Origin of the sequence: Pelomonas sp. Root1444, assembly GCF_001426885.1 — a bacterium.
In the GTDB taxonomy this organism is placed as follows: domain Bacteria; phylum Pseudomonadota; class Gammaproteobacteria; order Burkholderiales; family Burkholderiaceae_C; genus Pelomonas.
In genome coordinates this window covers 370,244-396,007 of sequence record NZ_LMFP01000013.1, presented here as the reverse complement: position 1 = coordinate 396,007, position 25,764 = coordinate 370,244, and the positions used below count along the sequence as shown (strand labels likewise).

Here is a 25,764-nt window from a genome sequence, read left to right as displayed (position 1 = left end):
TGCGCGGCGGCGCCGCCGCGTGTTGCACAGCGCCTTGCTGCGCGCTCAACAGTTCTTCACCGAGGGCCTGTCTGCGACGCACCACAAGGCCCCCATGTTCGTGTGGTTTGGCCGAGAAGTGCCAGGTCTTGCCCAGGGCGCGGGCGTATGCTGGCCCGGCACCCTGTCAACCGAACGCGAAGCTGGTTTGTTGGTGGTCGTGTGGCGGCTTATTCTTGAGATGGATGCGTGGTCCGCGGCAGCAAGCTGTTGTGGGCTCACCGGACGGAGAGTTCTGATGACGCCTTGCAGTTGAGGCGCGATCAGAACCCCCCAGTTCCTCGGGCACGGATCGTGCCTGCGGCCTGCGTGGAGTTCAAACCGCAGGAGGTCGGCATGGACGTCATCAGCCATTTCTCAGCGCGCTTCGAGCGCAGCAAGGTCGAGGAGCTCTCGCTGGAGGACTACCTCGCGGAGTGCAAGAAGAACCCTTTGGCCTACGCCACAGCTGCCGAGCGCATGCTGCAGGCCATCGGCGAGCCGCAGATGCTCGACACGCGGAATGACCCGCGGCTGTCGCGCCTGTTCGCCAACAAGACCATCAAGATCTACCCGGCGTTCGCCGAGTTCTATGGGCTTGAAGAGGCCATCGAGCAGGTGGTCTCCTACTTCCGGCACGCCGCGCAGGGCCTGGAGGAAAAGAAGCAGATCCTCTATCTGCTGGGCCCGGTGGGCGGGGGCAAGAGCTCCATTGCCGAACGGCTCAAGCAGCTGATGGAGCATGTGCCCTTCTATGCGCTCGCTGGCTCGCCGGTCAACGAGTCGCCGCTGGGGCTGTTCGACCCGACGGAGGACGGCCCGCTGCTGGAGCGCGACTACGGCATCCCGCGCCGCTACCTGAACCGCATCCTCAGCCCCTGGGCGGTCAAGCGGCTGGACGAGTTCGGCGGCGACATCCGCAAGTTCAAGGTCGTCAAACGCTACCCCAGCGTGCTCAAGCAACTCGGCGTGGCCAAGACCGAGCCGGGCGACGAGAACAACCAGGACATCAGCTCGCTGGTCGGCAAGGTCGACATCCGCAAGCTCGAGACCTATGCCCAGGACGACCCCGACGCCTACAGCTACTCCGGCGGCCTGTGCCTGGCCAACCAGGGCCTGCTCGAGTTCGTCGAAATGTTCAAGGCGCCGATCAAGGTGCTGCACCCGCTGCTGACCGCCACGCAGGAAGGCAACTACAAGGGTACCGAGGGCTTCGGCGCCATCCCCTTCGACGGCATCATCCTCGCGCACAGCAACGAGAGTGAGTGGAAGACCTTCCGCAACAACAAGAACAACGAGGCTTTCCTCGACCGCGTCTACATCGTCAAGGTGCCGTACTGCCTGCGCGTCAGCGAGGAGGTCAAGATCTACGAGAAGCTGATCCGCGGCTCGTCGCTGGCCGAGGCCAAGTGCGCACCGGGCACGCTGAAGATGATGAGCCAGTTCGCGGTGCTCACGCGCCTGAAGGAGCCGGAGAACTCATCGCTGTTCAGCAAGATGCAGATCTATGACGGCGAGAACCTCAAGGACACCGACCCGCGCGCCAAGAGCTACCAGGAGTACCGCGACTACGCCGGCGTCGACGAGGGCATGAGCGGCATCAGCACGCGCTTCGCGTACAAGATCCTGTCCAAGGTCTTCAACTTCGACAGCTCGGAGGTGGCCGCCAACCCCGTGCACCTGATGTATGTGCTGGAGCAGCAGATCGAGCGCGAGCAGTTCCCCAAGGAGCTGGAGGAGAAGTACGTCGGCTTCATCAAGGAACAGCTGTCGCCGCGCTACGCCGAGTTCATCGGCAAGGAGATCCAGACCGCCTACCTGGAGAGCTACAGCGAGTACGGCCAGAACATCTTCGACCGCTACGTGACCTACGCCGACTACTGGATCCAGGACCAGGAGTACCGCGACACCGACACCGGTGAAGTCTTCGACCGCGTGGCGCTGAACGCCGAGCTGGAGAAGATCGAGAAACCGGCGGGCATCTCCAACCCCAAGGACTTCCGCAACGAGATCGTGAACTTCGTGCTGCGCGCGCGCGCCAACAACGCCGGCAAGAACCCGCTGTGGACCAGCTACGAGAAGCTGCGCACCGTCATCGAGAAGAAGATGTTCTCCAACACCGAGGAGCTGCTGCCCGTCATCAGCTTCAACGCCAAGGCCAGCGCCGAGGACGCCAAGAAGCACGAGAACTTCGTGCAGCGCATGGTGGACAAGGGCTACACGGCCAAGCAGGTGCGGCTGTTGTGCGAGTGGTATTTGAGGGTTCGCAAGTCCAGCTGAATAGGCGGTGAGGCATGTCCCTCCAGCAGATCATCGACCGACGGCTGTCCGGCAAGAACAAGTCCATCGGCAACCGTGAGCGCTTCCTGCGCCGCCACAAGGAGCAGATCCGCGAGGCGGTCAAGCGCGCGGTCGACGGCCGTGGCATCCGGGACATGGAGCGTGGCGAGGATGTGCACATCCCCAAGAAGGACCTCACCGAGCCGGTCTTTGGCCATGGCGACGGCGGCGTGCGCGAGGTCGTGCGGCCGGGCAACCAGGAGTATGTGAAGGGCGACCGCATCGCCAAGCCCAAGGGCGGGCAGGGCGGCGGCGGGGGTGGCGGCCAGGCCAGCGACCAGGGCGAGGGAGAGGACGACTTCGTCTTCCACCTCACCAAGGAAGAATTCATGCAGGTCTTCTTCGACGACCTGGCCCTGCCCAACCTCGCCCGCACGACATTGGCCGACACGCCGGAATGGCGCAGCCAGCGCGCCGGCTTCGTCTCCGATGGCACGCCCACCAACCTGCATGTGGTGCGCTCCATGCGCGGCGCCCTGGGCCGGCGCATCGCGCTCGGCATGGACAAGCGCCGCGAGCTGCACGAGCTCGAAGCCCGCGAGCAGGAGCTGCTGAAGGAAGACCGCCCCGAAACGCCGCGCCTGCTGCTGGAGACGCGTGAACGCATCGCGCACCTGCGCCAGCGCATCGAGGCCATCCCCTTCCTCGACCCCATCGACCTGCGCTTCCGCGCCCGCGTGCGCATCCCCGTGCCGACGACGCGCGCCGTCATGTTCTGCCTGATGGACGTGTCCGGCTCCATGGACGAAGGCCGCAAGGACCTCGCCAAGCGCTTCTTCATCCTGCTCTACCTGTTCCTGACGCGGCACTACGAGAAGATCGACGTCGTCTTCATCCGCCACCACACGCAGGCGCAGGAGGTCGACGAGCAGAACTTCTTCCACGCCACCGAGACCGGGGGCACGGTCGTGTCCAGCGCGCTGGTGCTGATGGAGCAGATCATCAAGGAGCGCTACTCGCCAACCGAGTGGAACATCTACGGCGCCCAGGCCAGCGACGGCGACAACTGGCACCACGACAGCGGCCGCTGCCGCGAGCTGCTGGCCGACAAGCTGCTGCCGCTGTGCCGCTATTTCGCCTACGTGCAGGTGGCCGAGCCGGAGCAGAACCTCTGGGAGGAGTACCAGAAGCTCTCCGAGGACGTGCGCCACTTCGCGATGCGCAAGGCGGTCGAGGCGTCGGAGATCTACCCGGTCTTCCGTGACCTGTTCAAGAAGGAAGGGGCGCCCGCATGAATTCCGCACGCAGGGCCGGCCGACCTTCCCGTCGAGCGAGGGGCTGACATGAGCAGCAAGGAAGACCGCCGCCACCACGAGCGCACCGCCACGCCGCCGGCCGGCATGGCCGACCGCCGCCAGCGCCAGCCGCTGCAGCGCATGAAGCCGCTCGACAAGCGCCCCAGCCAGCCGCTGCCCTCGCCCAACGACTGGAGCTTCGAGCTCATCGACGAGTACCACACCGTCATCAAGAACACGGCCGAGCGCTTCGGCCTGGACACGTATGCCAACCAGCTCGAGGTCATCACCGCCGAGCAGATGATGGACGCCTATGCCTCCGTGGGCATGCCGGTCAACTACCGGCACTGGAGCTACGGCAAGGAGTTCATCAGCACCGAGCGCAACTACAAGCGCGGCCAGATGGGCCTGGCCTACGAGATCGTCATCAACTCCGACCCCTGCATCGCCTACCTGATGGAGGAGAACACGCTGGCCATGCAGGCCCTGGTCATCGCCCACGCCTGCTATGGGCACAACAGCTTCTTCAAGGGCAACTACCTGTTCCGCATGTGGACGGATGCCTCGTCCATCATCGACTACCTCGTCTACGCCAAGAACTACGTTGCCGACTGCGAGGAGCGCTATGGCCTGGACGCCGTCGAGACGCTGCTGGACAGCTGCCATGCGCTGATGAACCATGGCGTGGACCGCTACCGCCGCCCCGCCAAGCTGTCGCTCGCCGAGGAGCGCGCGCGCCTGAAGGACCGCGAGCAGCACGCGCAGCTGCAGGTCAACGACCTGTGGCGCACGCTGCCCAAGAAGCCGGACCGCCCGGACGAAGCCGCCGAAAGCCGCCGCTTCCCTGAAGAGCCGCAGGAGAACCTGCTGTACTTCATCGAGAAGAATGCGCCGCTGCTGGAGCCCTGGCAGCGCGAGGTCGTGCGCATCGTGCGCAAGATCGCGCAGTACTTCTATCCGCAGCGCCAGACCCAGGTCATGAACGAAGGCTGGGCCACCTTCTGGCACCACCGGCTGCTCAACCAGATGTACGACGACGGCTACCTGTCGGACGGCATGATGATCGAGTGGCTCAAGTCCCACACCAACGTCGTCTACCAGCACCCCGGGGCCAATCTCAACCCGTATGCGTTGGGCTTCGCGATGTACACCGACATCAAGCGCATCTGCGAGAACCCCACCGACGAAGACCGCGACTGGTTCCCCGACATCGCCGGCAGCGACTGGCTGCCCACGCTGGACCACGCGATGCGCAACTTCAAGGACGAGAGCTTCATAGGCCAGTACCTCAGCCCGAAGATCATGCGCGACTTCCGGCTCTTCTCCATCCTCGACGATGAGACCAAGAGCGAGTACGAGATCTCCGCCATCCACGACGAAGGCGGCTACCGCCACCTGCGCCAGGCGCTGTCGCGCCAGTACGACCTGTCCACGCGCGAGCCCAACATCCAGGTCTGGAACGTCAACCTGCGCGGCGACCGGTCGCTCACGCTGCGCCACGTGCAACACCTCAACCGCCCGCTGCACGACAGCGCGCAAGAGGTGCTCAAGCACGTCGGCCGGTTGTGGGGCTTCGCGGTCAACCTGGAAAGCGTCAACGGCAAGGGCGACGTGACACGGCGCTGGAACGTGCCGGCGCAGCACAGCTGACGCCAGCTTCAAACGCTGGCCGGCCGCGGGCGCGACCGGCTCACTTCTTCTTCAGCAGCCGCTCGAACTTGTCCTGCCGGAAGTCCTCCGGTGTGGTGTCCATCGTGTTGAGGTACATCAGCAGGCGGTATTCCGACTCGACAGCCTTGCCATCGACCTGCTGAGGCTCGAACACCCAGCCGTCCAGCGACGCCTTGGCATAGCGCCGCACGCTTTCCGGCATTCCTGGTTGCGCGACCACGTCGACCGTCTTGCAGCGGCCAAGAACGCCCACCGTGCAGACGCCGAGCACCTGCCCTTCCCAGCCACCGTTTGCAGCGATGTCGGCCGGGTAGCTAGCCAAAGACCTCTGGATGGGAATCGGCCCCACCGACAGCCCGTCGACCCGTACCGAGCCACCGCCGTCGGCGTTCGGCGTCACGGTGAACCGCATCTCGACGCCCGAGCGCAGCGTGACCGGCTTGCCATCCACCAGCGGCGGCTGGATCGTTGCCTGCGCTACGCGCACCTTCACGTTCTCCACGAACTTGGCGGGGTACTTTGGCTCGTCGACCACCGTGTACTCGACCGGCTTGCCGTCCACACCGAACAGCACCCGCGTCCACACGGACACCGGATAAGGGTCCAACGCGCCGGCCGCCAGCGCGGGCATCGAACCCAGGGCCAAAGCGGCCATCCACATCGGCTTGATCATCTTCTCGCTCCCAGTGATTCCATTCTCTGCGGGACCGCCCTCACGGGCGAACACCATGAACGGCCGAGCCTGCTGTCATGTCCACTGGGTGAGTTTGCGGCCTTGCTTGTCGGTGAAGGCGCTCACCAGGATCATGATGAAGTCGATCAGCACCCAGATGCCCAGACCCCCGAAGGTCAGGATCTGCAGGACACCGGTGCCGATCTTGCCGACATAGAAGCGGTGCACCCCCAGGAAGCCCACGAAGAAGCACAGCAGAAACGCCGGAAGGATCTTCTTGTCCGACACCCCCTGCACCGATTGAGGCGCGCCACAGTTCGGGCAAGTCAACGCGGTGGCGTGGATCTGCTTGCCGCAGCCTCGGCAATACACCATTTGTCCTTCCAGGACTGCATTCATTTTTCATCCTCCGAGTTGAGCCGGCGACGCCGCAAGGCTGCTGCGATCGCAGCGGCGCACTATGCCAACAAAGCCAGGCCTAAAGCGGCGCCGGCTCGCGATTGGCAATAGGCACGTCACTGAAGATGCGGTCCGTCAGGGCCAGCCGCCCTCGCGGCGTCAAGCCCAGTTCGCGCGAGCCCTCCACGCGCCGCAGCCAGCCCTGCGCCAACATCGCTTCCAGCCAGGCCACGGCCAATGGCCCGGCGAAGTGATCGCGCCGTTCGGACCAGTCCACGCAGTCGTAGAGGGCTCGCCCCGACTGCGCAAAGCCCTCCGGCGTCAGCTGCGCCAGCGCCTCACGGCCCGCTTCGCTGAGTTCATAACGCCCATCCGGCGTCGCCTTCACCCAGCCCTTGGCCAGCAGCGTCTCGCGCCAACGCACGCCCAGCTCGCCGGCCAGATGGCCGTAGCAGCTGCGCGCATGCCGAAGCCCGCGCATCTCCGGCTTCTGCCAGCGGCGCAGGTCGGCCGCGGGTTCGGCATCACGCCCGTCCGCCACGCGCAGCAGCGCCTCCAGCGCGTGCGCTACGTCGCCGTCCGCCAGGCCGAAGTAGCGGTGCCGCCCCTGCGGCCGCACGCGCGCCAGGCCTTCGTCGACGAGCAGCTTCAGGTGCGCCGACATCGTCGCCGCGCTCACGCCCGCATGCGCCGCCAGCTCGCCCGCCGTGTGCAGGCGGCCGTCCAGCAGCCGCGCCAGCACACGCGCCCGTGTCGGGTCGGCGATCGCCGCGGCGACGCGGGCCAGGCGCGGTTCGGCGCTCACCTCGGCACCTGCTCGCGCTCGTTCAGCCCGTAGTCGCGCACGACGTGGGCCACGCGCAGCCGGTAGTCCGCAAACAACCCGCTGCGGCCGGCCGCCTGGGCCTCGCGGTGGCGCTCCATTTCACGCCAGCCGCGCACGGCGGCCTCGTCGCGCCAGAAGGACAGCGACAGCAGCTTGTCCGGTGCGGTGAGGCTCTGGAAGCGCTCCACCGAGATGAAGCCCTCCATGCGCTCCAGCAGCGGCTTCAGCGCGGCGGCGTGGTCGAGGTAGGCCTGGCGGCCCTCGGCCGTGGGTTGCACTTCGAAGATGACGGCGATCATGGCTGGACATCCTCACAGAAAGTGCGTTCCTCGCGCAGGATGAAGCTCCGCTTCTGCGCCAACTCGAAGTTGGCGCGCGCCTCGGGGTCGGCCTTCAGTCGTGCACGGTAGGCCTCGTAGTCGGCCAGCGAGTCGAAGCCCACCAGGCCCCAGGCCTCGTAATTCGTGCCCTCCCACGGCAGCCAGTAGCCCAGCAGCCGGCCGCCCAGGCGCGGAATGATGCGGCCCCAGGCCTGGGCGTACTCACGGAAGGCCTCGCGCTGCAGCGGGTCCAGTTCGTAGCGGATGAAGCAGGTGATGGCGGGCATGGCGGCGGCTCCTTGTGGCAATGAACCGCACTGTGCACCGCCATCCGGCGGCGATGCTTAGGCGCGCAACGAAGCGTCGCCGTCAGGCCATGGGCTGGCGAACGATGGTCTTCCAGTTCGCAGGCGCCGCACGCCGGATGTCCGAGAGATAGATCTCGTGGTGCTTGCCGCGCAGCGCACCTTTGGCCGTGATGAAGCGGTGCAGCCGCTCGATGGTCGGCCCTTCCTCGGTGAACGGGCCGACGTGCAGCACCTGGGCGCATCTGCCTTCCGCGAACGCGGACACACGCAGCTTCTGCAAGCCTGGCAGGTTCTTCTTTCGCTGCACGGCGCTGATCGCCTGCGCAAGCAGCTCAGCCGTGACGATGGGCGGCTGCATCACCATCATGGTCCATTGCCAGCCGCGCCGGTCGTTCATCGCAAAGGCCGACAGGTCCTCCGCCCACCACAGGCCTTCCAGCGGCATGACCGCGTAGTCAACGGCTTGCGGCCCCTGCCTGGCCATGAATTTCGCGGTGTACGACACGGAGAACAGCGCCTCGACCGCCTGCGCATACCCGCTCGACGTGTTCGGGTCGCCACTGCCGTCGATCATCAGGTAGTTCATCTCCGGCACGTCGACCTCGGCGATGCGCATCGCGGACGCTTGATAGAAAGGCTTCAGCGTTTTCTTGAAGTCCATCCTTTCCAAGCCGGCAGCCGTCGTCACAGCGGCGCGACGGGGATGCACAGCTCGCAGTCGAACACCCCGGTGCGGTAGTCGAACTTCGCCGCTGGCCCGTAGTGCTCGAAGCAAGGCCGCGCATCCAGCTGCAGGCCGCTGCCGGGCAGCCAGCGGCCCATCATGGCCTGCCAGGCCGCGCCGATGTCGGCGGCGGTGCCTTCGAAGTCCAGCGCGGCATAGCGGCCGCCGGGCAGCTCGGTGACGAGAGCGCCGCCGTTGGGCACCCAGTCGGGCGGCACGGCCACGCCGCAGTCGTAGCGGCATTGCTCGGGTGGCACGAGGCTGGGGTCGTCATGGCTGATGCCGAAGCGCGACACGGCCCCAAGGTTCTGCGTCGCCAGCCAGGGGTTGAAGGTCTCGGCCCAGAAGCGGCCGAGGGCAGGGCCATAGGCGCCTTGGTAGCGCAGATAGCCCATGCGCACGGGGGAGCGGTCGATGAGGCGGACGTTCACGGGATCTCCTTCGCCGGGGTTGCGGAAGAGGCCATGTTCCGCGTCGGGCGCGGCGCCGGCTTGATCGAGATTGCTATCGGCCTGATCGTGATTGCGCCATTGCGCAGGCGGCAGGCCGAAACGCGCCTTGAAGGCGCGCGAGAAGGCCTCCGCAGAGCCGTAGCCCACGCTGAGCGCGATGCTCAGCACGGTGGAATCCGGCTGGCCGCGCAGCCGTTGCGCCGCCTTTTCCAGCCGGCGGCGCGCCAGGTAATCGCCCAGCGTCTGGCCGGTCCAGGCCAGGAAGAGGCGGTGGAAATGGTAGGGCGAGAAGTGCGCGACGGCGGCCAGCGCCTCCAGGTCCAGCGGCGCGTCCAAGTGGCGGTCGATGTGGGCCTGCACGCGGTGCATGCGCGCCTCGTACTGCCGGCGGCTGGCGTTGTCGGCCATGGTCAGGCCCAGGTCTGGACGAGCCGTCGCATCACGTCCGCGTGCACGGCCGACAAGTCGTCGGTGGGCGCCCCCGAGCCCGACTGGAAGGCCGCGACCACCCAGGGCGCGCGGCCGTGCGGCGGGAAGACCAGCGCCACGTCGTTGACGGCGCCGCGGTTGCCGGTGCCGGTCTTGTCCAGCACCCGCCAGTCCGCACCGGGCACGCCGGCGCGCAGGCGCTCCAGGCCCGTGCGCGAGGCCTGCATGTCGGCCCACAGCCGTGCCTGGCTGGCCCGCTTGAGGCCACGGCCCAGCAGCAGGTGCTGCAGCGTGGTGGCGAACGCGCGCGGCGTGCTGGTGTCGCGCGGGTCGCCGGGCGCGTTCTCGTTCAGCGCCAGCTCCCAGCGGTCCAGCCGCGTGACGGTGTCGCCTTGCTCGCGCAGCCAGGCCGTCAGCCCCGCTGGCGCGTCGCAACAGCGGCGCAGCAGCAGGTTGGCGCAGGGGTTGTCGCTCTCGACGACGATGCCCTGCACCAGCTCGGCCAGCGTCGCACGGCCGCGCGGCAGCAGGCGGTCGAACGCGGGGGCGTGCGCCACGCGGTCGCTCGCCTGCAGCGGCACTTCGTCGTCCCAGCGCCAGCGCCCGGTGTCCACGCCGTGGGCCACGCGCGCGGCGAGGAGGATCTTGAAGGTGGACGCCGTCGCAAAGCGTTCGTCGGCGCGGTGCGCCAGCGTGCGGCCGCTGCCGGTGTCCAGCGCGAAGAAGCCGAGCCGGCCGCCCACGCGGCGCTCCAGCGCGGCAAAGCCGGCAGACGGCCCGGCGTGCGCGGCGGTGGTCCACGTCATGCCGGCGAGCCCGGCGAGCAGGGTGAGGGAAGAACGACGTTGCATCATGCGCGCCATTCTGCGGTCATCGTTGCTGGCGGCATGCGCCCAGCGGGGCCGCGTCACCCGGCGGACAAGCGAGAAGGCCGCGCGCTTTCGACCGACGCGGCATGCCGCGTTCTGGTGCGCGCCGCCTCAGGGCTGGTGCAGCCGCACCAGGGGCGCCCGTCTAGAAACTGACCATCCCGTCAGACTTGCGCAACAACACCGGCGCGAACGCCGTTGCGGCCCGGCGCGGTCCGCACAATCGCCGCCGGCCCTGCAATGGGGGCCGTTTTTCTTTCTGGAGTCGTTGTTTGATGAACGTACCGCGCCTCAGCCTCCTGGCCCTCGCCCTGAGCACCGCCCTGCCTGCCCTGGCCCAAGAAACGCCGGCCAAAGACCGCAGCCAGCTCGAAACCGTCGTCATCACGGCCGAGCGCCGTGCCGAGAACATCAAGGACGTGCCGAACGCCGTCTCCAAGATCAGCGGCGAGCGGCTCGACGTGCTGGCCTCCGGCGGCCAGGACCTGCGCTTCCTGTCCGGCCGCGTGCCCAGCCTGAACATCGAGTCCAGCTTCGGCCGCGCCTTCCCGCGCTTCTACATCCGCGGCTACGGCAACACCGACTTCCGTCTCAACGCCTCGCAACCCGTCAGCGTCATCGTCGACGACGTGATCCAGGAGAACCCCATCCTGAAGGGCTTCCCCATCTTCGACACCGCCGCGGTGGAAGTGGTGGCCGGCCCCCAGGGCACGCTGTTCGGCCGCAACACGCCGGCCGGCGTCGTCAAGTTCGACTCCGTCAAGCCGAGCCAGAAGCGGGACGGCTACGTCAGCGCCACCATCGGCAACTTCGGCACCCTCAACCTCGAAGGTGCCGCCAACCTGCCACTGTCCGACGACTGGGCCGCCCGCATCTCCGCGCAGACCCAGCGCCGCAGCGACTGGGTGGACAACACGGCTGCCAACGCCGCCACGCCCAAGACCGAAGGCTACCGCGACAGCGCCGTGCGCGCCCAGGTGCTGTACGAGCCGCACAAGCAGTTCAGCGCGCTGGCCAATGTGCACTTCCGTGACCTGGACGGCAGCCCGCGCCTGTTCCGTGCCAACGCCATCAAGCGTGGCACGAACGACCTGGCCGACGGCTTCAGCAACGACACCGTCGCCTTCAACGGCGTCAACGCGCAGACGTTGAAGCAGAGCGGCGGCAGCCTGCGCCTGAAGTGGTCGCTGGACGGCGTCAACATCTACTCGATCACCGGCTACGAGCACGTGAAGCCGCTGTCGCGCGGCGACATCGACGGCGGCGTGCCGGGCGCGCCCGGCATCCCCTTCCAGTCCGAGACCGGCAGCGGCATGAACGGCCACCGCCAGCTGACGCAGGAAGTCCGCCTGGAGTCCAACACCAGCAGCCCGCTGAGCTGGCAGGCCGGCATGTATGCCTTCGACGAGAAGTACACGATAGACAACATCGGCTACGACACGACGACCCACGCCGACGTCGATCACATCTACACCGCGCAGACCAACAAGGCCTGGGCTGCGTTCGGTTCGGTGAACTACGCCGTCAGCAAGGACATCACGCTGCGCGGCGGCCTGCGCTACACGAAGGACAAGAAGGACCTGTCCACGACCCACGCCGGCTCCGGCGGGTTCAACACCTCCGCTGGCACCACCGCCAGCACGGACGACGGCAAGTGGAGCGGCGACCTGTCCGCCACCTACAAGCTGGACGCGACGACCAACCTCTACGCGCGCTATGCCAACGGCTTCCGCGCGTCGTCCATGCAGAACGCATCGGCCTTCGCGGGCCAGTCGCAAGCCGGCCCGGAGAGCGTGAACTCCTACGAGATCGGCTTCAAGAGCGAACTGCTCAAGCGCACGCTGCGCCTGTCGGGCTCGCTGTTCACCTACACCGTCAAGGACCTGCAGCTCACCGCGGTCGGCGGCAGCAACAACGCCACCCGCCTGCTCAACGCGCAGAAGGCCACCGGCAGCGGTGCCGAACTGAACCTGGAAGCGCTGATCACGCCGGACTTCCTGGTCACGTTCGGCGGCTCGCTGAACAACACGAAGATCAAGGACGCCGGCCTCGGCGTGCCGCCGGGCGGCTCGCTCAACACGGCGCCGTTCGGACAGCCCAGGACCTACCCGACGGTGCTGGACCCCATCGTCAACGGCAACGCGATGGTGGACGGCAACCCGCTGCCCAACGCGCCCAAGTGGACGGCCAACCTGACCGCCCGCTACAGCATCCCGCTGGCCAGCGGCGACGAGGTCTACGTCTACACCGACTGGGCGTACCGCTCCAAGGTCAACTTCTTCCTGTACGAGGCCACCGAGTTCACCGGCAAGAGCCTGACCGAAGGCGGCCTGCGCGCGGGCTACATCTGGGGCAACGGCAAGTACGAGGCCGCCGGCTTCGTGCGCAACCTGACCAACCAGGTCCGCGTCACGGGTGGCATCGACTTCAACAACCTGACCGGCTTCATCAACGACCCGCGCACGTACGGCGTGCAGTTCAAGGCGATGTTCTGAAGACCGTCTGCCGACGACAGGAACGCCGCCCTCGGGCGGCGTTTTTCATGGGCTACTTGACGCGGTAGACCGCGCACAGCTTGTTGCCGTCGGGGTCGCGTACATAGGCCAGGTGCATCGGGCCCAGGGAACCATCGCGCAGGCCCGGCGGCTCTTCGATGGACTGGCCGCCATGCGCCACGGCCGCGTCATGGAACGCCTTCACCTGCTCGGCCGATTCGCACTTGAAGCCGATCGTGCCACCGTTCGCATGGCAGGCCGGCTCGCCGTTGATGGGCTGGCTGATGCCGAAGCTGTTGCCCGCATGGCGGTAGAACACCCGCTGGTGGCCGGACGGCGCCGTGTTGGGAAAGCCCGCCGGTGCGCCCAGCACGGCCAGCACCGCGTCGTAGAAGCGCTTGCTGCGTTCGATGTCGTTGCTGCCGACCATGATGTGGTTGAACACGCTGTTTCCTTCTTTCAGTTCACAAAGATCTTGCCGGGATTCAGTATCCCCAACGGGTCCATCGCCGCCTTCACCGCGCGCATCACCGCCACCGCCTCGTCGCCGGTCTCGTCGCGCAGGAACCCCTGCTTGTGCAAGCCGATCCCGTGCTCGCCCGTGCAGGTGCCTTCGAGTGCAATTGCCCGCGCCACCATCTGCGCGCTCAGCCGCTCGGCCGTCGCCAGTTCCTCGGGCTGGGCCGGGTCCAGCAGGTAGGCCATGTGGAAGTTGCCGTCGCCCACATGGCCCACAATGAAGTAGGGCAGGCCGGCGGCCTCCACCTCGGCGATGGACGCATTGATGTTCTCGGCCAGCCGCGAGATGGGCACGCAGGTGTCCGTCGTCACCGCGCGGCAGCCGGGGCGCATCTGCAGGCCGGACAGGTAGGCATGGTGGCGCGCCGTCCACAGCCGTGTGCGAGCCTCCGGCGTGGTGGCCCATTCGAAGGCTTCGCCGCCATGATCCGCCGCAAGCTCCTGCACGGCCGCCGCCTGCTCGGCCACGCCGGCCTCGCTGCCGTGGAACTCCATCAGCAGCATGGGTGCTTCCGTCAGGCCTAACTTGTCATGTGCGTTGACCGCGCGGATGGCGTTCGCGTCCAGCAGCTCACAGCGGGCGATGGGCACGCCGATCTGGATGACTTGCATCGCCGTGCGCACCGCCGCGTCGATGCTGGGGAAGAAGCAGACCGCCGCCGACACGGCCTCGGGCAGCGGGTGCACCTTGACCGTCAGCTCGGTGATGACGCCCAGCGTGCCTTCACTGCCGATCAGCAGGCGCGTCAGGTCGTAGCCGGCACTGCTCTTCTTCGCGCGCGAGCCGGTCCGCACGACTTCGCCGTTCGCGCTCACGAAGCGCAGCCCCAGCACGTTCTCGCGCATCGTGCCGTAGCGCACGGCGTTCGTACCGCTGGCCCGCGTGGCGGCCATGCCGCCCAGGCTCGCGTCGGCGCCCGGGTCGATCGGGAAGAACAGGCCCTCGTGCTTCAGTGCCTCGTTCAGCGCCTTGCGCGTGACGCCGGGCTGCACGGTGACCGTCAGGTCCTCGGCGTCGATGCGCAGGATGCCGTTCATGCGCGACACGTCCAGGCTGATGCCGCCCCGTACGGCCAGCAGATGGCCTTCCAGCGACGAGCCCGCGCCATAGGGGATGACCGGCACGCGGTGTTGCGCGCACAAGGCCACCACGCGCGCGACCTCCGCCTCGCTCTCGGCGAAGACCACCGCCTGCGGCGGCGGCACGTCGAAGACGGATTCATCGCGGCCATGCTGCTCGCGCACGGCCAGTGCCGTCGAGCAACGCTCGGCGAATGCGGCGCGCAGCGCATCCAGCATTTCGGTTGGCAGCGGGAGGGCGGGCGGGAAGTGGTGATCGGGCGCGTTCATGGGCGGCTCCACGGGGCGGATCAAGATTGTCTTGCAGTGACCCGTGCATGGTGACAGGATCGCCTCACAGCGACCCCGGGAGACCTGTATGGACCCGACCCTGACCTGGCTGGTGTTGATTGCCGCCGCCGTGCTGATCGTGCTCGGCGCCGTGCGCTTCGACATGTTTGCCGCGCGCTGGCGCGAGCTCTTCATCGGCACGCCACGGCCCGACCAGCCGCCACCGCCCAAAATGGCCGAGCATGACCCCCTGGGCGAGTCCTGATCCCTGAGCACAATGCGGGCCTCACCGCCACGCAAAGCTGCTCATGGGCAACAGACTCTCACAGATCGCCACCCGCACCGGCGACGACGGCACCACCGGCCTGTCGGACGGCAGCCGCGTCCCCAAGGATCACCTGCGCGTGCAGGCCATGGGCGATGTCGACGAGCTCAATTCCAACCTCGGGCTGCTGCTGGCCGAGCCGCTGCCCGGCGACGTCCGCGAACTGCTGGTCACCATCCAGCACGAGCTCTTCAACCTCGGCGGCGAGCTGTCCTGGCCCGGCGGCGAGCTGCTGAAGGACGCCGCCGTGCTGCGCCTGGACGAGGCGCTCGCCCACCACAACGAGCATCTGCCGCGGCTGAAGGAGTTCATCCTGCCGGCCGGCACGCGCAGCGCGGCCATCGCCCATGTCTGCCGCACCATCGCCCGGCGCGCCGAGCGCACGGTCATCACGCTGGCCGGCACGGAGGCCATCCGCGCCGCACCGCGCCAGTACCTGAACCGACTGTCCGACCTGCTCTTCGTGCTGAGCCGCGTGCTGAACCGCGCCAACCTCGACGGGCTGGGCGGTGACGATGTCTATTGGCAGAGCGAGCGCATGAAGAGGCTGGACGCCGAAGACTGAAACGGGCTCCTTGGCCTCGCTGAAATGCCCCGCAGGGCTCAACGGCGGCCGATCAGCACGCCCAGGGCCAGCCCTACCGCGGCCGCCGCGCCGATGGCCTGCCACGGGTTGGCGTGCACGTAGTCGTCGGTGGCCGTCGCGGCTTCCTTGGCGCGCTGCACGGTTTCATGCTGGGCATCCAGCAGCTTGTCCTTCGCGCCATCGAGCCGGTCGCGGATGCGCGAGCGCAAGGCCTTGGCCTCGCCATCCGCCTTGTTGGTCGTGGCCGTCATCAGCGCATCGATGTCGTCCATCACGGCACGAAAGTCCGCCGCCAACTTTTCCTTTGCCTGGGTTGCGTCACTCATCGCCAGCTCCTCGATCAAGGGGATACACGCGGCCAGCCTACCCCCTTTGCGCTGCGCGGTCCCGTCATGCCTGCCCGACATCTAGGGATTTGGCGGCCTGCCGCAGCCGCGCGGCAAACGCCTCGCGCAACGCCGCCGGCGCGACGACCTCAACCTGGCCGGCGTGGCGCAGCAGGTCCATCAACAGTTCGGTGTCATCCACATACGGCAGCTGCAAGCGCCAGCGGCCATCGGGCAGGAACTCGCTGCGCTGCGCCGGATGCCATTCCTCGCGCGACACCCAGGCCGCCGCCTCCGGGCTGAACAGCAGCTCGGCCTCGCGCGGCGTGCCGCCGGCAAAGATGCCGTAGCCGCGATCCAGCTCGGCCTCCAGCACGTCCAGCGCCAGGGCCTGCGCGGGTACGTCCAGCATCGTCGCGGCCTCAATGCCGTCCAGCGCAAAGCGTCGCAGGCCCTCGCTCTGGTGGCAAAAGGCATCCAGGTACCAGGCATGACGGTGATGCACCAGCCGCTGTGGCGACAACTCACGCTCGCTGACCTCGCCGGCGCCGGACTTCTTGCGGTAGCGGATGGCCAGGCGCTTGCGCTTGACGACGGCGCTGCCGACGGTCTCGAAGCTGTCGCTGGCGATGCGCCGCCGCGCCGTGCCGATCAGCTTGACGCGGCGGCGCAACTCCTGCGCCTCGCCCTGGTCCACGCCCAGCATGCCAGTGATCTTGTCGAACATCGGCTGCAGGTGGCGGCCGACGACGCCCTGCTCGTCCAGGCCGGCCAGCATCTGCTGCATGGTGAGCAGCGCATGCAGTTCCGCCTCGTTGAACCACACCCCCGGCAGCTCGTGCTTGCCGCCACGCCACTGCTGGCCGAAGCGGTAGCCGTTGGCACCGGCGTCGTACTCGATGGGAGCGTCCAGCCGCTCGCGCAGATAGGCCAGGTCGCGCTTCAGCGTGGCAGGCGACACCTCCAAGGCCTCGATCAGGTCGGCAAACGACACACAGCCGCGGGTGCGGATCAGGTGCTCGATCTTGTAGAAGCGTTCGGTGCGGTCCATGGCGGGTGCTGAAAATATTCACAGTGGTTTCGAGATGGATCATCTCATGAGCCACCCGGCTCACAGACTGCATGCAAGGCCCGCGACTCCACGGCGTGCCTCTCAATCCAGGAGCTCGACATGCAAGCCGTCCTCAATGCCCAAGCCAATGCCCGCCCCGCCCTCGTCCAGTTCGACCTGGGACTGATCGACGCGCCCGCCAGCGTCAGCGCCCACGAGCGCACCGGCCTGGCCCTGGGCCGTGACTACGCGCTGCACGGCGTGACGCCGCCCATCGGCCACCTCTACCCGCAGTCGCCGCTGCAGCGCGGCTGGCTGGCCAGCCGTGGCCGCCCGGTGCGCGCGCCCGCCAGCCCGCAGGTCGAACAATGGCTGAGCCTGCGCACCCACGCCTGGGCCCGCGGCCGCAGCTTCGAAGACATCCAGCTGACGCCACATCACCTGGCTCAGCTCGATACCAGCCATTGCCCCATTTCGCGCGAACCGCTCGACGACACCAACCGCTCCATCGACCGCGTCCGTGACGACGCCGGCTATGCCGCCGGCAACCTTGCCGTCATGAGCCGCCGCGCCAACCAGGCCAAGGGTTCACGCGACCATGCCGCGTTGAACGGAATGGCCGGCAGCTGCGCCTCTGGGCCCATCACCCGCATCGGTGGCCTGGCGGAGGCCGAATGGCGGCGCCTGGCGGTGCTGGCCAGCTTCGTCACGCCGTTGAGCCATGAGGACGCTGCGCAGATCCCGCTACACGTGCTGCCGCCAAACCGGCTGCGCCTCTTCAACCCCATCCAGGCGCTGCAGGCGCTGGTCACGCGCCAGCTTGCCACGCCCGGCTGGAGTGCCCGGCTGAGCCGCCTGGAAGCCCTGCTGCCGACGGACCCACTGCGAACCGACTTCAACCGTTTCGTGCTGGCCCTGGCGCCGCGCGTTCTGGCCGCCAACGAACTGCAGGAGCCGCATCACATCCGTTGGGCGCTAGAGGACGCCTGGGCCCTGCCGCTGGTGCAGAAGCGCTGGACGCGCTTCGCGCTGCAGCTGACGCCCGCGCAGGCCGAGAACCTCGTGGAACGTGCTGCCGCCAAGAAGCTCAGCCCCGTGCATGTGCAACGTCATGACGACGCCACCGACGGCTGGGCATTGAACACAGGCGGCTACGCGGCTTGAGGCCTGCGCCGCTGACCCCATCGAAAAGCGCCCCGAGGGGCGCTTTGTTCCTTCGTGCTGGGTCGTTCAGACCAACGAGCGGTGCAGGCGGATCTCTTCGACCCGTGCGCCGCCGACTTCCGTCGTGCGGGCGCTGCCCAGCTCGCGCTTGAAGCCGGCCAGCTCGAAGAAGCGCAGGGCGCGTTCGTTGCGCAGGTAGCACCACAGCGTGGCCTTGGTGCAGCCTTCTTCCTGCAGGCCGTCGCGCGTGGCATCCCACAGCGCCAGGCCCACGCCCTTGTCCCAGTGCACCGGGTCGGCAAACATCGCCCAGACCTCGCCGGTCGTGGCCGGCGTGCCCTTGTCGCGTGAACGGTCGAAGCCGGCGAAGCCCATGATCTTGTTGTCCAGATGGGCGACGATGACTTGCGGCTCGCAGAGGTCGATGGCCTCGCGCCAGAAGGCCTGGCGCTTCTGCACCGACATCGCATCCAGGGCGGCGGCCGGCAGCAAGGCCTTGTAGGCATCCTGGCTGGCAGCGACATGGATCTCGGCGATGGCCTTGGCATCGCGCAGGGTGGCGGGGCGAACCTGGATCACGGACATGGAACTCTTGGGCAATGGCACGGGGACGAAAGGGCGCGATTGTCCTTGTCCAAGCCTGCGGCGTCAGCTCTTGACAGAAATTTTTCCTGTACCTCAGCCGTCGCCCGGTGCGCTTTCACATGCTCGACGAGGCCGCGCCTGAGCCAGCGCAGTGGCGTGCGTTGCAGCTGCGCCAGCAGCGCATGGTTGACCTCGACGTCACCCAGATCCATCGCAAACCGCTGCGCGATCTCGACCCGCACTTTCAGCAGCAGCTCGGCCGTCACGCGCGCGTCGGCCATCGCCCGGTGGGCGCGGCCGCTGAAGCGGATGTCGTGAAAGCGCGTCATCTCGCCCAGCGAATGGCTGCTGGCCTCGGGCCAGAGCCGGCGCGACAGCAGCACGGTGCAGGCGAACTCGTGCGCCGGGTCGGGCGGGAGCGCGGCACGAGACATCTCGGCTTGCCAGAAGCCCCGGTCGAAGGCCGCGTTATGCGCCACCAGCGGGCAGCCGGCAGTGAAGTGCGCCAGTTCGCGCATGACGCTCGCCGAGTCCGGTGCGCCCGCCAGCATCTCGTTGGTGATGCCGGTCAGCGCCTGGATGTAGGGCGGCACCCAGGCGCCGCTGTTCATCAGGCTGCTCCAGGCATCGACCACCGCGCCGTTGCGAACCAGCACGGCGGCGATCTCGGTGGCCCGCCCGCCGCTCGTGGGCCCGAGGCCGGTCGTCTCGAAGTCGATGACGGCGATGGTTTCCATGCAGCCCTCCTCAAGACTTCTTGGCCGGATGCTTGATGGCATTCATCGCCAGCTTGCGCTCGACGGCCGCATCCAGGTCGACGCCGCCATGGTCGGCGATCTGCACCAGGTACAGCAGCACATCGGACAGTTCCTCGCCGAGATGGCGGCGCTGGTCATCGCTGAGGTCGAGGGACTGCTCCGGCGTCAGCCACTGGAAGATTTCCAGCAGCTCGGCGGCCTCCACCGTCATGGCCATCGCCAGGTTCTTGGGGGTCTGGTAGGGCTGCCAGTCGCGGTCGGCAGCGAACTGGCGCAGGCGCTGCTGCAGGGTCGGAATGTCCATGGGGAAGTGTCTTCTGTATTCCAGATGGTGTTCAAGATTTCAAGGTGGTAGTGGTCGTAGAGGGCGCCCTGCGCTGTGGACAAGGGCAAAAAGTCCTTACGCCGCAAGCGCTTGACCGGCGCACAAGCCTGTGCGCCAGGCCCGGTACGGCGGCACTGGCGTTTGGGTACAACTTCGCAAATCGGCGCCGCGCTGTGGATAACTGGCCGCTTATCCCAGCGCCGTCCACAGACTTTGCGGCTTCCTTGCGCGTGACTTTCTTTACGCGCACTCAGGGGAAAAACGAACGACCGTACTAAAAAGCAACCGCTAGAGTTGCCGTCCCGAATTGACTGCGATGCGCCGGCCGCGCGTGTCGCCCTGGAGACAACGATGAAACCCTTTCTCACCCGGATCGCCACAGCCTCGGCGGCGTTGTTGGGCAGCCTGCTCGTGGCCGGCTGCGGCGGTGGCGGTGAAACTGCGGACACGACGCCGCAGGTCAACATCACCTCGGTCAAGGTCTTCGGCGACAGCATCCAGGACAGCGGCACCTTCGGCTACAAGTTCACCGTCCAGAGCCCCGACAACCTGATCTACGCCGAGCGCGTCGCCGCCAACTACGGCAAGACGCTCTGCCCGTATTACGCCGCCACCGGCGCGACGACCTTCGGCGTCAACCCGGCGGCCGGCTGCACGAACTACGCCATCGGTGGTGGCCGCATCACGCACACCAGCGTGCTGCCGACCAACCCGTTGAACATCGGCACGCAGATGGCGACCTTTGCGGCCACCGGCAGCTTCACGGCGACCGACCTCGTCATCATCGACGGCGGCGGCAACGATGCGGCCGACCTTGTCGGCGTCTACCTGAACATCCCGCGTGACGCCGCTGCCGCCTACCGCGGCCTGCTCGGCACGCTGCTCACGCCCACGCAGATCGGCACCGGCCTGGCCGGCGGCGCCGCCGGCACTGCGGGCCTCGGCGCAACCTACATGACGGCGCTGGCCGACAAGTTCTACGCGGCCATCAAGGCCAACGTGCTGGACAAGGGCGCCACCCATGTCGTGCTGCTCAACATCCCCGACGTCACCTACACGCCGCGTTTCCAGCTGGTGCTGGACAGCATCGCCGCTGCCAATGGCGGCGGCACGGCCGGCGCCACCGCCCGTGCCGCGGCGCAATCCACCTTCCAGGGCTGGATGACCGCCTACAACACCCAGCTCGCGGCCAAGGTCGGCACCGACGAGCGCGTCGTGCTGATCGATTTCTACAAGGCCTTCCAGGACCAGGTCGCCACGCCGGCGCAGTTCGGCATCACCAACGTGAAGACGCCGGCCTGCCCCATCGCCGGCGTGGGCGGCGATGGCCTGCCCACCTACAACTTCCCGGCCTGCACGGCCACCGCCCTGTCCGCCGCGCCACCCACCGGCGTGACCGGCAACGACTGGTGGAAGACCTACGCCTTCTCTGACGGCTTCCACCCCACGCCGTACGGCCACCAGCTGACGCAGCAGTTGATCGGCAAATCGCTGGCCACCAAGGGCTGGCTGTAAGCCGCGCCGCACCCCATCCGGAGACCACCCATGAAGAAAACCAAGCTCCTCCTCGGTGCCGCAGCCTCGATCGCCCTTCTCGCCAGCGGCGCTGCCTTTGCGCAATCCGCCGGCAGCGTCGTCGTCTACGGCGGCGCGGCGCAGATCACGCCGCAGGTCGAAAGCGGTGACCTGACCGCGCCCAGCCTGGCTGGCACCAAGGTCGACGTGAAGAAGGCCAGCTCCTTCGTCGGCGGCATCACCTACTACTGGACCGACAACATCAGCATCGACCTGCCGATCGCCGCGCCCTTCAAGCACGACGTCGTCGGCGCGGGCGCGATCGACGGCGTGGGCAAGCTCGGCACCGTCAAGTCGCTGCCGATGACACTGCTGGCCCAGTACCGCTTCGGCGACGCCGGCAGCGCCTTCCGCCCCTTCGTCGGCGTGGGCCCGACCTATGGCTACTTCTTCAAGCCCCGCGCCACGGCCGTGCTGTCCGGCATCACCGGCGGCACGGCCAGCAACCCGACCACGCTGTCCATGAAGAGCAGGCTCGGTGCCACGCTGGAACTGGGCGCCGCCTACAACGTGACCAAGGACTGGTCCGCCAGCTTGTCCGTCACCAAGACCTTCATCAAGACGACCGGTTCGCTGTCCACCGGGCAGACCATAGAGACGACGCTGGATCCGGTGTCGATCAAGTTCGGCGTGGGGTACCGGTTCTGATCGGGCTTCAATGGTTCAACAAGGGGCCGCGGCCCCTTTTTCTTTGCCGCCGCTTGTTGGCATAGTCGGTCTCACCGCGCCCAGGCAATCATGACCGACAGACCGACGCTCCTCGACCACGTGGCCTTCTTTGAGACCGAGCCCGAATGGGTCCATCCCGACGGTTGGCACTACGGCGCCAGGTTCTCGACGCGGCGCGGCGACGACCGCGTCATCGCGACCGTGGCGCCGGACGAAGGGGAGTTTTCGTTCGAGTGGTGGCAGGGCGAGTTGCTGCGGGCGCGGCTGCACTGCGTGAGGGTGAACCGTTGGGAAATCGTGTCCACAGGCGCCACGGAGCTGCTGCGGGTCGGGTTCAGTGACGAGAGCGTCAGGTCCTGCGAGCTTCAGCTCAAGCCGCACGTCCGCGTCGAATGGGGGATGGCATGGGCTTGATGATTTCCAGCGCGACGGACAAGCAGCGGACTGGCTGTCACGCGATCCCCACCACCTTGTGCATCTGCACCGACAACCGCCACTGCGGGTGTTGCATGCAGTAGGCCACTGCCCTCTTGGTGTGTTCTCGCTGCAGCACCGAGTCCATCGGCTGCAGAAAGAAATGCTGGAAGTCGAGCGCGGCAAACCGCTCGGGTTGCGCCAGCGGCTGCGGATAGACCAGCTTCAGCTCGTGCCCCGACGTCAGCACCAGCGGCGCATCGGCCTTGGGGCTGACGCAGATCCAGTCCAGTCCCGGCGGTGCCGGTTGCGTGCCGTTGGTCTCGACGGCGACTTCGAAGCCGCGGGCGTGCAACGCATCGATCAGCGGTGTGTCCAGTTGCAGCAACGGCTCGCCGCCCGTGCAAACCACGTAAGGTCGCCCCCCGCCCGGCCAGGCCTTGGCAATCGCGTCCGCCAGCGCATCCGCCGTCGCGAACTTGCCGCCGCCCTCGCCGTCCGTGCCAACAAAGTCGGTGTCGCAGAACGTGCAGACCGCCGCCGCCCGGTCCTGCTCGCGGCCGGTCCAGAGGTTGCAGCCGGCAAAGCGGCAGAACACCGCCGCGCGTCCGGCCTGGGCGCCTTCGCCCTGCAGCGTGTAGAAGAGTTCTTTAACGCTGTACGTCATACGGGGATCAATTCTTCGGAGTCGGCGCGGCTGACGATGGCCCCCGAGCCGCGCGTCTCGTACAGGTCCACGCGGTCGATCTGCGGCAGCAAGCCGCCGCCCTCGCGCAGCACCCACGCCGCGATGGACGCCGCGTCGCCATCCGGCAGGCCGGCGATCTCGTACAGCGGGTGGTGGTCCAGCCGCTTGAAGATCGGGTTGAACAACGCCTTCACGTCGCCGAAGTCCACCGTCCAGCCCATCACCTGGTCCAGCGGCGCGGCCAGGTGCAGCCGCAAGGTGAAGGTATGGCCGTGGATGCCCGCCAGCGGGTGGCCGGTGGGTGCGGCGGCCATGCGAACGGCACTGTCGAGCGTCATCTCCTTCCAGATGCGATAGCTCTGGCCGTTGAAGTTCGCGCCGCTGGAGCCGGTCTCGTAGACCGTCACCCAGCTCAGCTCCGGCAGCGCGGGCTTCAGGCGCTGCCACAGCCAGGCCGAGATGTTCTCGCTGGTCGGGTTGTGCAGGCCGTCGATGTCGTTCAGGCAGCGGTAGTTCAGCTCGAAATGCAGCGGCGCCCAGACCTCGTCCAGCTGGTCGTAGTCGATGGCGAGGTCGCGCTCGCCCAGGTCCGCGTTGGCATGCAGGATGACCTCGAAGCCATGGCCGTGCATGCGGCCGCACTGGTGGCCGGCCGGCACGTGGGGCAGCTGGTGCGCGGCCTGGAAGCGGTAGCGGCGCCACACATGGGCGTGGCCGACGCCGTCCAGGTCCACGCCGCTGTGGGTCGTGCTCTGCACACCGACCTGCACGATGCCGGGCACGTCGAGGCGGCCGCGCAGCCAGCGCGCCAGATTCTCGTCGGTCGGTTCGGGCAGGAAGTCGTTCAGCAGCGCATGGTCCAGCGGCGCGACCGTGTCGGCCATGCGCACCCGCAGCGCCTGCACCTCGCCGCCCGGGAAGGCCGCCCAGCCAGCTGGCAGCGCCGTGCGCACCGTGGCGAAATAGCTGTGGCCGTGCAGCCCATGGCTGCGGTGCGAGGCGGGCAGGGCAGGGATGCGGCAGGCCGACTCGAAGCCGGCTGAGGCACAGTGCAACACGGAAAGGGACATGCCCCGATTGTCCCCTGGGCCTTTCCTGCCCGCTTGACTTGAAGTGAGCTTGAACTTTTAGCCTTCAGGAAACAACTGCCCCCACGCTCACGTTGCTCGCTGTCCCCGAGGGGCGGCCGGTGGCTCGGCGGCCGGGCGCCACCGACATGAACCTCGCAGATCCCATCGAGGCGCCCGCCACGGCCGCCGACACCAGCCTCTTCGCCCCCGGCCGCCGCGGCGCCTGCATCGGCGCCGTGGCCCTCATCTCCATGCTCGCCTTCGAGGCCATTGCCGTCGCGACCGCGATGCCGGCCGTGGCCGAGGCGCTGCAAGGCCTGCCGCTGTATGCGCTGGCCTTTGGCGCCACGCTGGCCACCTCCGTGCTCGGCATGACGGCCGCCGGCCAGCTGTGCGACAAGCGCGGGCCATACCGCGCGTCGCTGCTGGGCCTGGCGGCATTCCTGCTCGGGCTGCTGCTGGCGGGCTTCGCGCCGTCCATGGCCGTGCTGGTGCTCGGCCGCGCGTTGCAGGGCCTGGGCTCGGGCGTGCTGGGCGTGGCGCTGTATGTCGGCGTCGGCAAGGTCGTGCCGGCGCCACTGCACCCCAAGCTGTTCGCGATGTTCGCCGGCGCCTGGGTGCTGCCGGGCCTGCTCGGGCCGGCGCTCGCATCCGGCCTGGTGCACCTGATGGGCTGGCGCTCGGTGTTCCTCGCCGTCGCGGCCGTCGTGCCGGTGGCGGCGCTGCTGATGCTGCCGGCGCTCCAGCGCGTGGGCGGCTGCAGCGGCGAGGCGCTGCGCTGGGGTGCCATGCGCTGGGCCGTGCTGGCCAGTGGCGGCGCGCTGATGCTGCACGGCGCCAGCCAGCAGGAAGGCGCCGGCTCGGGCCTGCTGTTCGCCGCGGGCCTGGCCGCCGCCTTCATCGCGGCACGGCAGCTGCTGCCGCGCGGCACGCTGGCGGCGGCGCGCGGCCTGCCCAGCGTCATCCTGCTGCGCGGCTTCATCGCCGCCGCGTTCGCCAGCGCCGAGGCCTTCCTGCCGCTGCTGCTGACGCATCACTTCGGCTGGAGCCTCACGCAGGCGGGCATCGCGCTCAGCGCCGGCGCGGTGACCTGGAGCATCGGCAGCGCGGTGCAGGCGCGGGTGCGGGGTGAGGCTGCCCGGCGGCGCCTGCTGCCCACCGGCTTCGCCATCGCGGCGGCGGGCCTGGCGGTGGTCATGGTGCCAGTGCTTGTCACTGCCCTGCCGTCCTGGATCGCGCTGGCCGGCTGGGTCGGCGTGGGGCTGGGCATCGGCCTGTCGTTCCCGATGCTGTCGGTGTTGCTGCTGCAGCTGTCGCCGCCCGAGCAGCAGGGCGCCAACTCATCGGCGCTGCAGCTCAGCGACGCGCTGGTCAGCAGCGCGGCCCTCGGTGGCGCCGGCCTGCTGTTCGACCCCGCGACGCGCCAGGTGCTGCCCGTGCTGCTGCTGGCCTTTGCACTGGCCACCGCGGCCGCCGTCATCAGCCCGCGCGCGCTGCCGGCGCGGGCTTGATGCGCGCCACCGCCGCCTGCGGAGTTCGAGGCCAACTGCTATCGAAGCCTTGAGTCTCAGGCCATGACGGTTTGACTCAAGCCAACGGG

The 25,764-nt window shown here is 67.9% G+C and carries 28 protein-coding genes; 11 read left to right on the top strand and 17 right to left on the bottom strand.

Going from position 1 to position 25,764, the window contains the following annotated elements; genetic code table 11:
• Window positions 1-375: 375 nt before the first annotated feature.
• The 3 genes from ASD35_RS15365 to ASD35_RS15355 are packed head-to-tail and all read left to right on the top strand — an operon-like array spanning window position 376 to window position 5,243.
• Window positions 376-2,298 carry a PrkA family serine protein kinase gene (locus tag ASD35_RS15365; protein ID WP_056875887.1) on the top strand — a complete coding sequence of 641 codons (1,923 nt, stop codon included), beginning with the start codon at window positions 376-378 and terminating at the stop codon, window positions 2,296-2,298.
• A gap of 14 nt (window positions 2,299-2,312) precedes the next feature.
• A complete protein-coding gene (locus ASD35_RS15360) occupies window positions 2,313-3,593 on the top strand; it encodes a YeaH/YhbH family protein (RefSeq protein WP_056875807.1) in 1,281 nt (426 codons plus the stop codon).
• Between the two features lie 48 nt (window positions 3,594-3,641).
• On the top strand, window positions 3,642-5,243 hold the full coding sequence (locus ASD35_RS15355) for a SpoVR family protein (RefSeq protein ID WP_056875806.1): 1,602 nt from the start codon (window positions 3,642-3,644) through the stop codon (window positions 5,241-5,243).
• A 40-nt stretch (window positions 5,244-5,283) separates the two neighbouring features.
• Here ASD35_RS15355 and ASD35_RS15350 read toward each other — a convergent pair whose 3' ends face one another.
• The 8 genes from ASD35_RS15350 to bla form a co-directional block, all read right to left on the bottom strand.
• Window positions 5,284-5,937, bottom strand: a complete 654-nt coding sequence (locus ASD35_RS15350) for a hypothetical protein (protein WP_056875805.1) — start codon at window positions 5,935-5,937, stop codon at window positions 5,284-5,286.
• Window positions 5,938-6,012: 75 nt separating this feature from the next.
• Complete coding sequence (locus ASD35_RS15345; protein WP_082580182.1) at window positions 6,013-6,336, bottom strand: TM2 domain-containing protein; 324 nt, start codon at window positions 6,334-6,336, stop codon at window positions 6,013-6,015.
• 79 nt (window positions 6,337-6,415) lie between these two features.
• Window positions 6,416-7,141 carry a helix-turn-helix transcriptional regulator gene (locus ASD35_RS15340; RefSeq protein ID WP_056875803.1) on the bottom strand — a complete coding sequence of 242 codons (726 nt, stop codon included), beginning with the start codon at window positions 7,139-7,141 and terminating at the stop codon, window positions 6,416-6,418.
• Window positions 7,138-7,461 (bottom strand): antibiotic biosynthesis monooxygenase, encoded by a 324-nt coding sequence (locus ASD35_RS15335; RefSeq protein WP_056875802.1) that lies wholly within the window; start codon window positions 7,459-7,461, stop codon window positions 7,138-7,140. Before ASD35_RS15335 ends, ASD35_RS15340 begins: the two co-directional genes overlap by 4 nt.
• Window positions 7,458-7,769, bottom strand: coding sequence for an NIPSNAP family protein (locus ASD35_RS15330; RefSeq protein WP_056875801.1), 312 nt, complete (start codon window positions 7,767-7,769; stop codon window positions 7,458-7,460). Before ASD35_RS15330 ends, ASD35_RS15335 begins: the two co-directional genes overlap by 4 nt.
• An 82-nt stretch (window positions 7,770-7,851) precedes the next feature.
• Complete coding sequence (locus ASD35_RS15325) at window positions 7,852-8,451, bottom strand: GyrI-like domain-containing protein (protein ID WP_235538356.1); 600 nt, start codon at window positions 8,449-8,451, stop codon at window positions 7,852-7,854.
• 23 nt (window positions 8,452-8,474) lie between these two features.
• On the bottom strand, window positions 8,475-9,374 hold the full coding sequence (locus ASD35_RS15320) for a GyrI-like domain-containing protein (protein ID WP_056875800.1): 900 nt from the start codon (window positions 9,372-9,374) through the stop codon (window positions 8,475-8,477).
• 2 nt (window positions 9,375-9,376) lie between these two features.
• Window positions 9,377-10,246, bottom strand: a complete 870-nt coding sequence (gene bla / locus ASD35_RS15315; RefSeq protein ID WP_162254470.1) for a class A beta-lactamase — start codon at window positions 10,244-10,246, stop codon at window positions 9,377-9,379.
• Between the two features lie 293 nt (window positions 10,247-10,539).
• Here bla and ASD35_RS15310 point away from each other — a divergent pair, with 293 nt between their 5' ends.
• Window positions 10,540-12,759, top strand: coding sequence for a TonB-dependent receptor (locus ASD35_RS15310; RefSeq protein WP_056875798.1), 2,220 nt, complete (start codon window positions 10,540-10,542; stop codon window positions 12,757-12,759).
• A 52-nt stretch (window positions 12,760-12,811) separates the two neighbouring features.
• Here the strand turns inward: ASD35_RS15310 and ASD35_RS15305 are convergent, their stop codons facing one another.
• Both ASD35_RS15305 and ASD35_RS15300 read right to left on the bottom strand, forming a co-directional pair.
• Entirely contained in the window at window positions 12,812-13,204 is a 393-nt protein-coding gene (locus tag ASD35_RS15305) for a VOC family protein (RefSeq protein ID WP_056875797.1), read from the bottom strand.
• 14 nt (window positions 13,205-13,218) lie between these two features.
• Window positions 13,219-14,628 (bottom strand): FAD-binding oxidoreductase, encoded by a 1,410-nt coding sequence (locus tag ASD35_RS15300; RefSeq protein WP_056875796.1) that lies wholly within the window; start codon window positions 14,626-14,628, stop codon window positions 13,219-13,221.
• 88 nt (window positions 14,629-14,716) lie between these two features.
• Between ASD35_RS15300 and ASD35_RS27275 the strand changes: the two genes are divergently transcribed.
• Window positions 14,717-14,893, top strand: coding sequence for a hypothetical protein (locus ASD35_RS27275; RefSeq protein WP_157275585.1), 177 nt, complete (start codon window positions 14,717-14,719; stop codon window positions 14,891-14,893).
• Between the two features lie 43 nt (window positions 14,894-14,936).
• Window positions 14,937-15,518, top strand: coding sequence for a cob(I)yrinic acid a,c-diamide adenosyltransferase (locus tag ASD35_RS15295; RefSeq protein WP_056875795.1), 582 nt, complete (start codon window positions 14,937-14,939; stop codon window positions 15,516-15,518).
• Window positions 15,519-15,556: 38 nt separating this feature from the next.
• Here ASD35_RS15295 and ASD35_RS15290 read toward each other — a convergent pair whose 3' ends face one another.
• The gene (locus tag ASD35_RS15290) at window positions 15,557-15,865 is read right to left on the bottom strand and encodes a YqjD family protein (RefSeq protein WP_056875885.1); all 309 of its coding nucleotides are present in this window, start codon (window positions 15,863-15,865) and stop codon (window positions 15,557-15,559) included.
• 64 nt (window positions 15,866-15,929) lie between these two features.
• A complete protein-coding gene (locus ASD35_RS15285; protein WP_056875794.1) occupies window positions 15,930-16,916 on the bottom strand; it encodes a YafY family protein in 987 nt (328 codons plus the stop codon).
• Window positions 16,917-17,036: 120 nt separating this feature from the next.
• Here ASD35_RS15285 and ASD35_RS15280 point away from each other — a divergent pair, with 120 nt between their 5' ends.
• Window positions 17,037-18,080 carry a hypothetical protein gene (locus tag ASD35_RS15280; RefSeq protein ID WP_056875793.1) on the top strand — a complete coding sequence of 348 codons (1,044 nt, stop codon included), beginning with the start codon at window positions 17,037-17,039 and terminating at the stop codon, window positions 18,078-18,080.
• Between the two features lie 66 nt (window positions 18,081-18,146).
• Here ASD35_RS15280 and ASD35_RS15275 read toward each other — a convergent pair whose 3' ends face one another.
• Genes ASD35_RS15275 through ASD35_RS15265 form a run of 3 tightly spaced genes read right to left on the bottom strand, consistent with a single transcriptional unit; the run spans window position 18,147 to window position 19,727 of the window.
• Window positions 18,147-18,665 carry a GNAT family N-acetyltransferase gene (locus ASD35_RS15275; protein ID WP_056875792.1) on the bottom strand — a complete coding sequence of 173 codons (519 nt, stop codon included), beginning with the start codon at window positions 18,663-18,665 and terminating at the stop codon, window positions 18,147-18,149.
• Window positions 18,656-19,402, bottom strand: a complete 747-nt coding sequence (locus ASD35_RS15270) for a PolC-type DNA polymerase III (protein WP_082580180.1) — start codon at window positions 19,400-19,402, stop codon at window positions 18,656-18,658. Before ASD35_RS15270 ends, ASD35_RS15275 begins: the two co-directional genes overlap by 10 nt.
• A 10-nt stretch (window positions 19,403-19,412) precedes the next feature.
• Window positions 19,413-19,727 carry a nucleotide pyrophosphohydrolase gene (locus ASD35_RS15265; protein WP_056875791.1) on the bottom strand — a complete coding sequence of 105 codons (315 nt, stop codon included), beginning with the start codon at window positions 19,725-19,727 and terminating at the stop codon, window positions 19,413-19,415.
• A gap of 372 nt (window positions 19,728-20,099) precedes the next feature.
• On the opposite strand from ASD35_RS15265, the gene ASD35_RS15260 reads away from it, so the two are divergent.
• The 3 genes from ASD35_RS15260 to ASD35_RS15250 all read left to right on the top strand — a co-directional run bounded on the left by ASD35_RS15260 (window position 20,100) and on the right by ASD35_RS15250 (window position 22,406).
• Window positions 20,100-21,263 (top strand): SGNH/GDSL hydrolase family protein, encoded by a 1,164-nt coding sequence (locus ASD35_RS15260; RefSeq protein WP_056875790.1) that lies wholly within the window; start codon window positions 20,100-20,102, stop codon window positions 21,261-21,263.
• A gap of 30 nt (window positions 21,264-21,293) precedes the next feature.
• Window positions 21,294-21,971, top strand: coding sequence for an OmpW family protein (locus tag ASD35_RS15255; RefSeq protein ID WP_056875789.1), 678 nt, complete (start codon window positions 21,294-21,296; stop codon window positions 21,969-21,971).
• A 90-nt stretch (window positions 21,972-22,061) separates the two neighbouring features.
• On the top strand, window positions 22,062-22,406 hold the full coding sequence (locus ASD35_RS15250; protein ID WP_056875788.1) for a hypothetical protein: 345 nt from the start codon (window positions 22,062-22,064) through the stop codon (window positions 22,404-22,406).
• A 37-nt stretch (window positions 22,407-22,443) separates the two neighbouring features.
• On the opposite strand, the gene queE is transcribed toward ASD35_RS15250, so the two are convergent.
• A complete protein-coding gene (gene queE / locus ASD35_RS15245; protein ID WP_056875787.1) occupies window positions 22,444-23,073 on the bottom strand; it encodes a 7-carboxy-7-deazaguanine synthase in 630 nt (209 codons plus the stop codon).
• Window positions 23,070-24,164 carry a 6-carboxytetrahydropterin synthase gene (locus tag ASD35_RS15240; protein ID WP_056875786.1) on the bottom strand — a complete coding sequence of 365 codons (1,095 nt, stop codon included), beginning with the start codon at window positions 24,162-24,164 and terminating at the stop codon, window positions 23,070-23,072. Before ASD35_RS15240 ends, queE begins: the two co-directional genes overlap by 4 nt.
• Before the next feature lie 146 nt (window positions 24,165-24,310).
• On the opposite strand from ASD35_RS15240, the gene ASD35_RS15235 reads away from it, so the two are divergent.
• A complete protein-coding gene (locus ASD35_RS15235; protein ID WP_056875785.1) occupies window positions 24,311-25,675 on the top strand; it encodes an MFS transporter in 1,365 nt (454 codons plus the stop codon).
• Window positions 25,676-25,764: the final 89 nt, after the last annotated feature.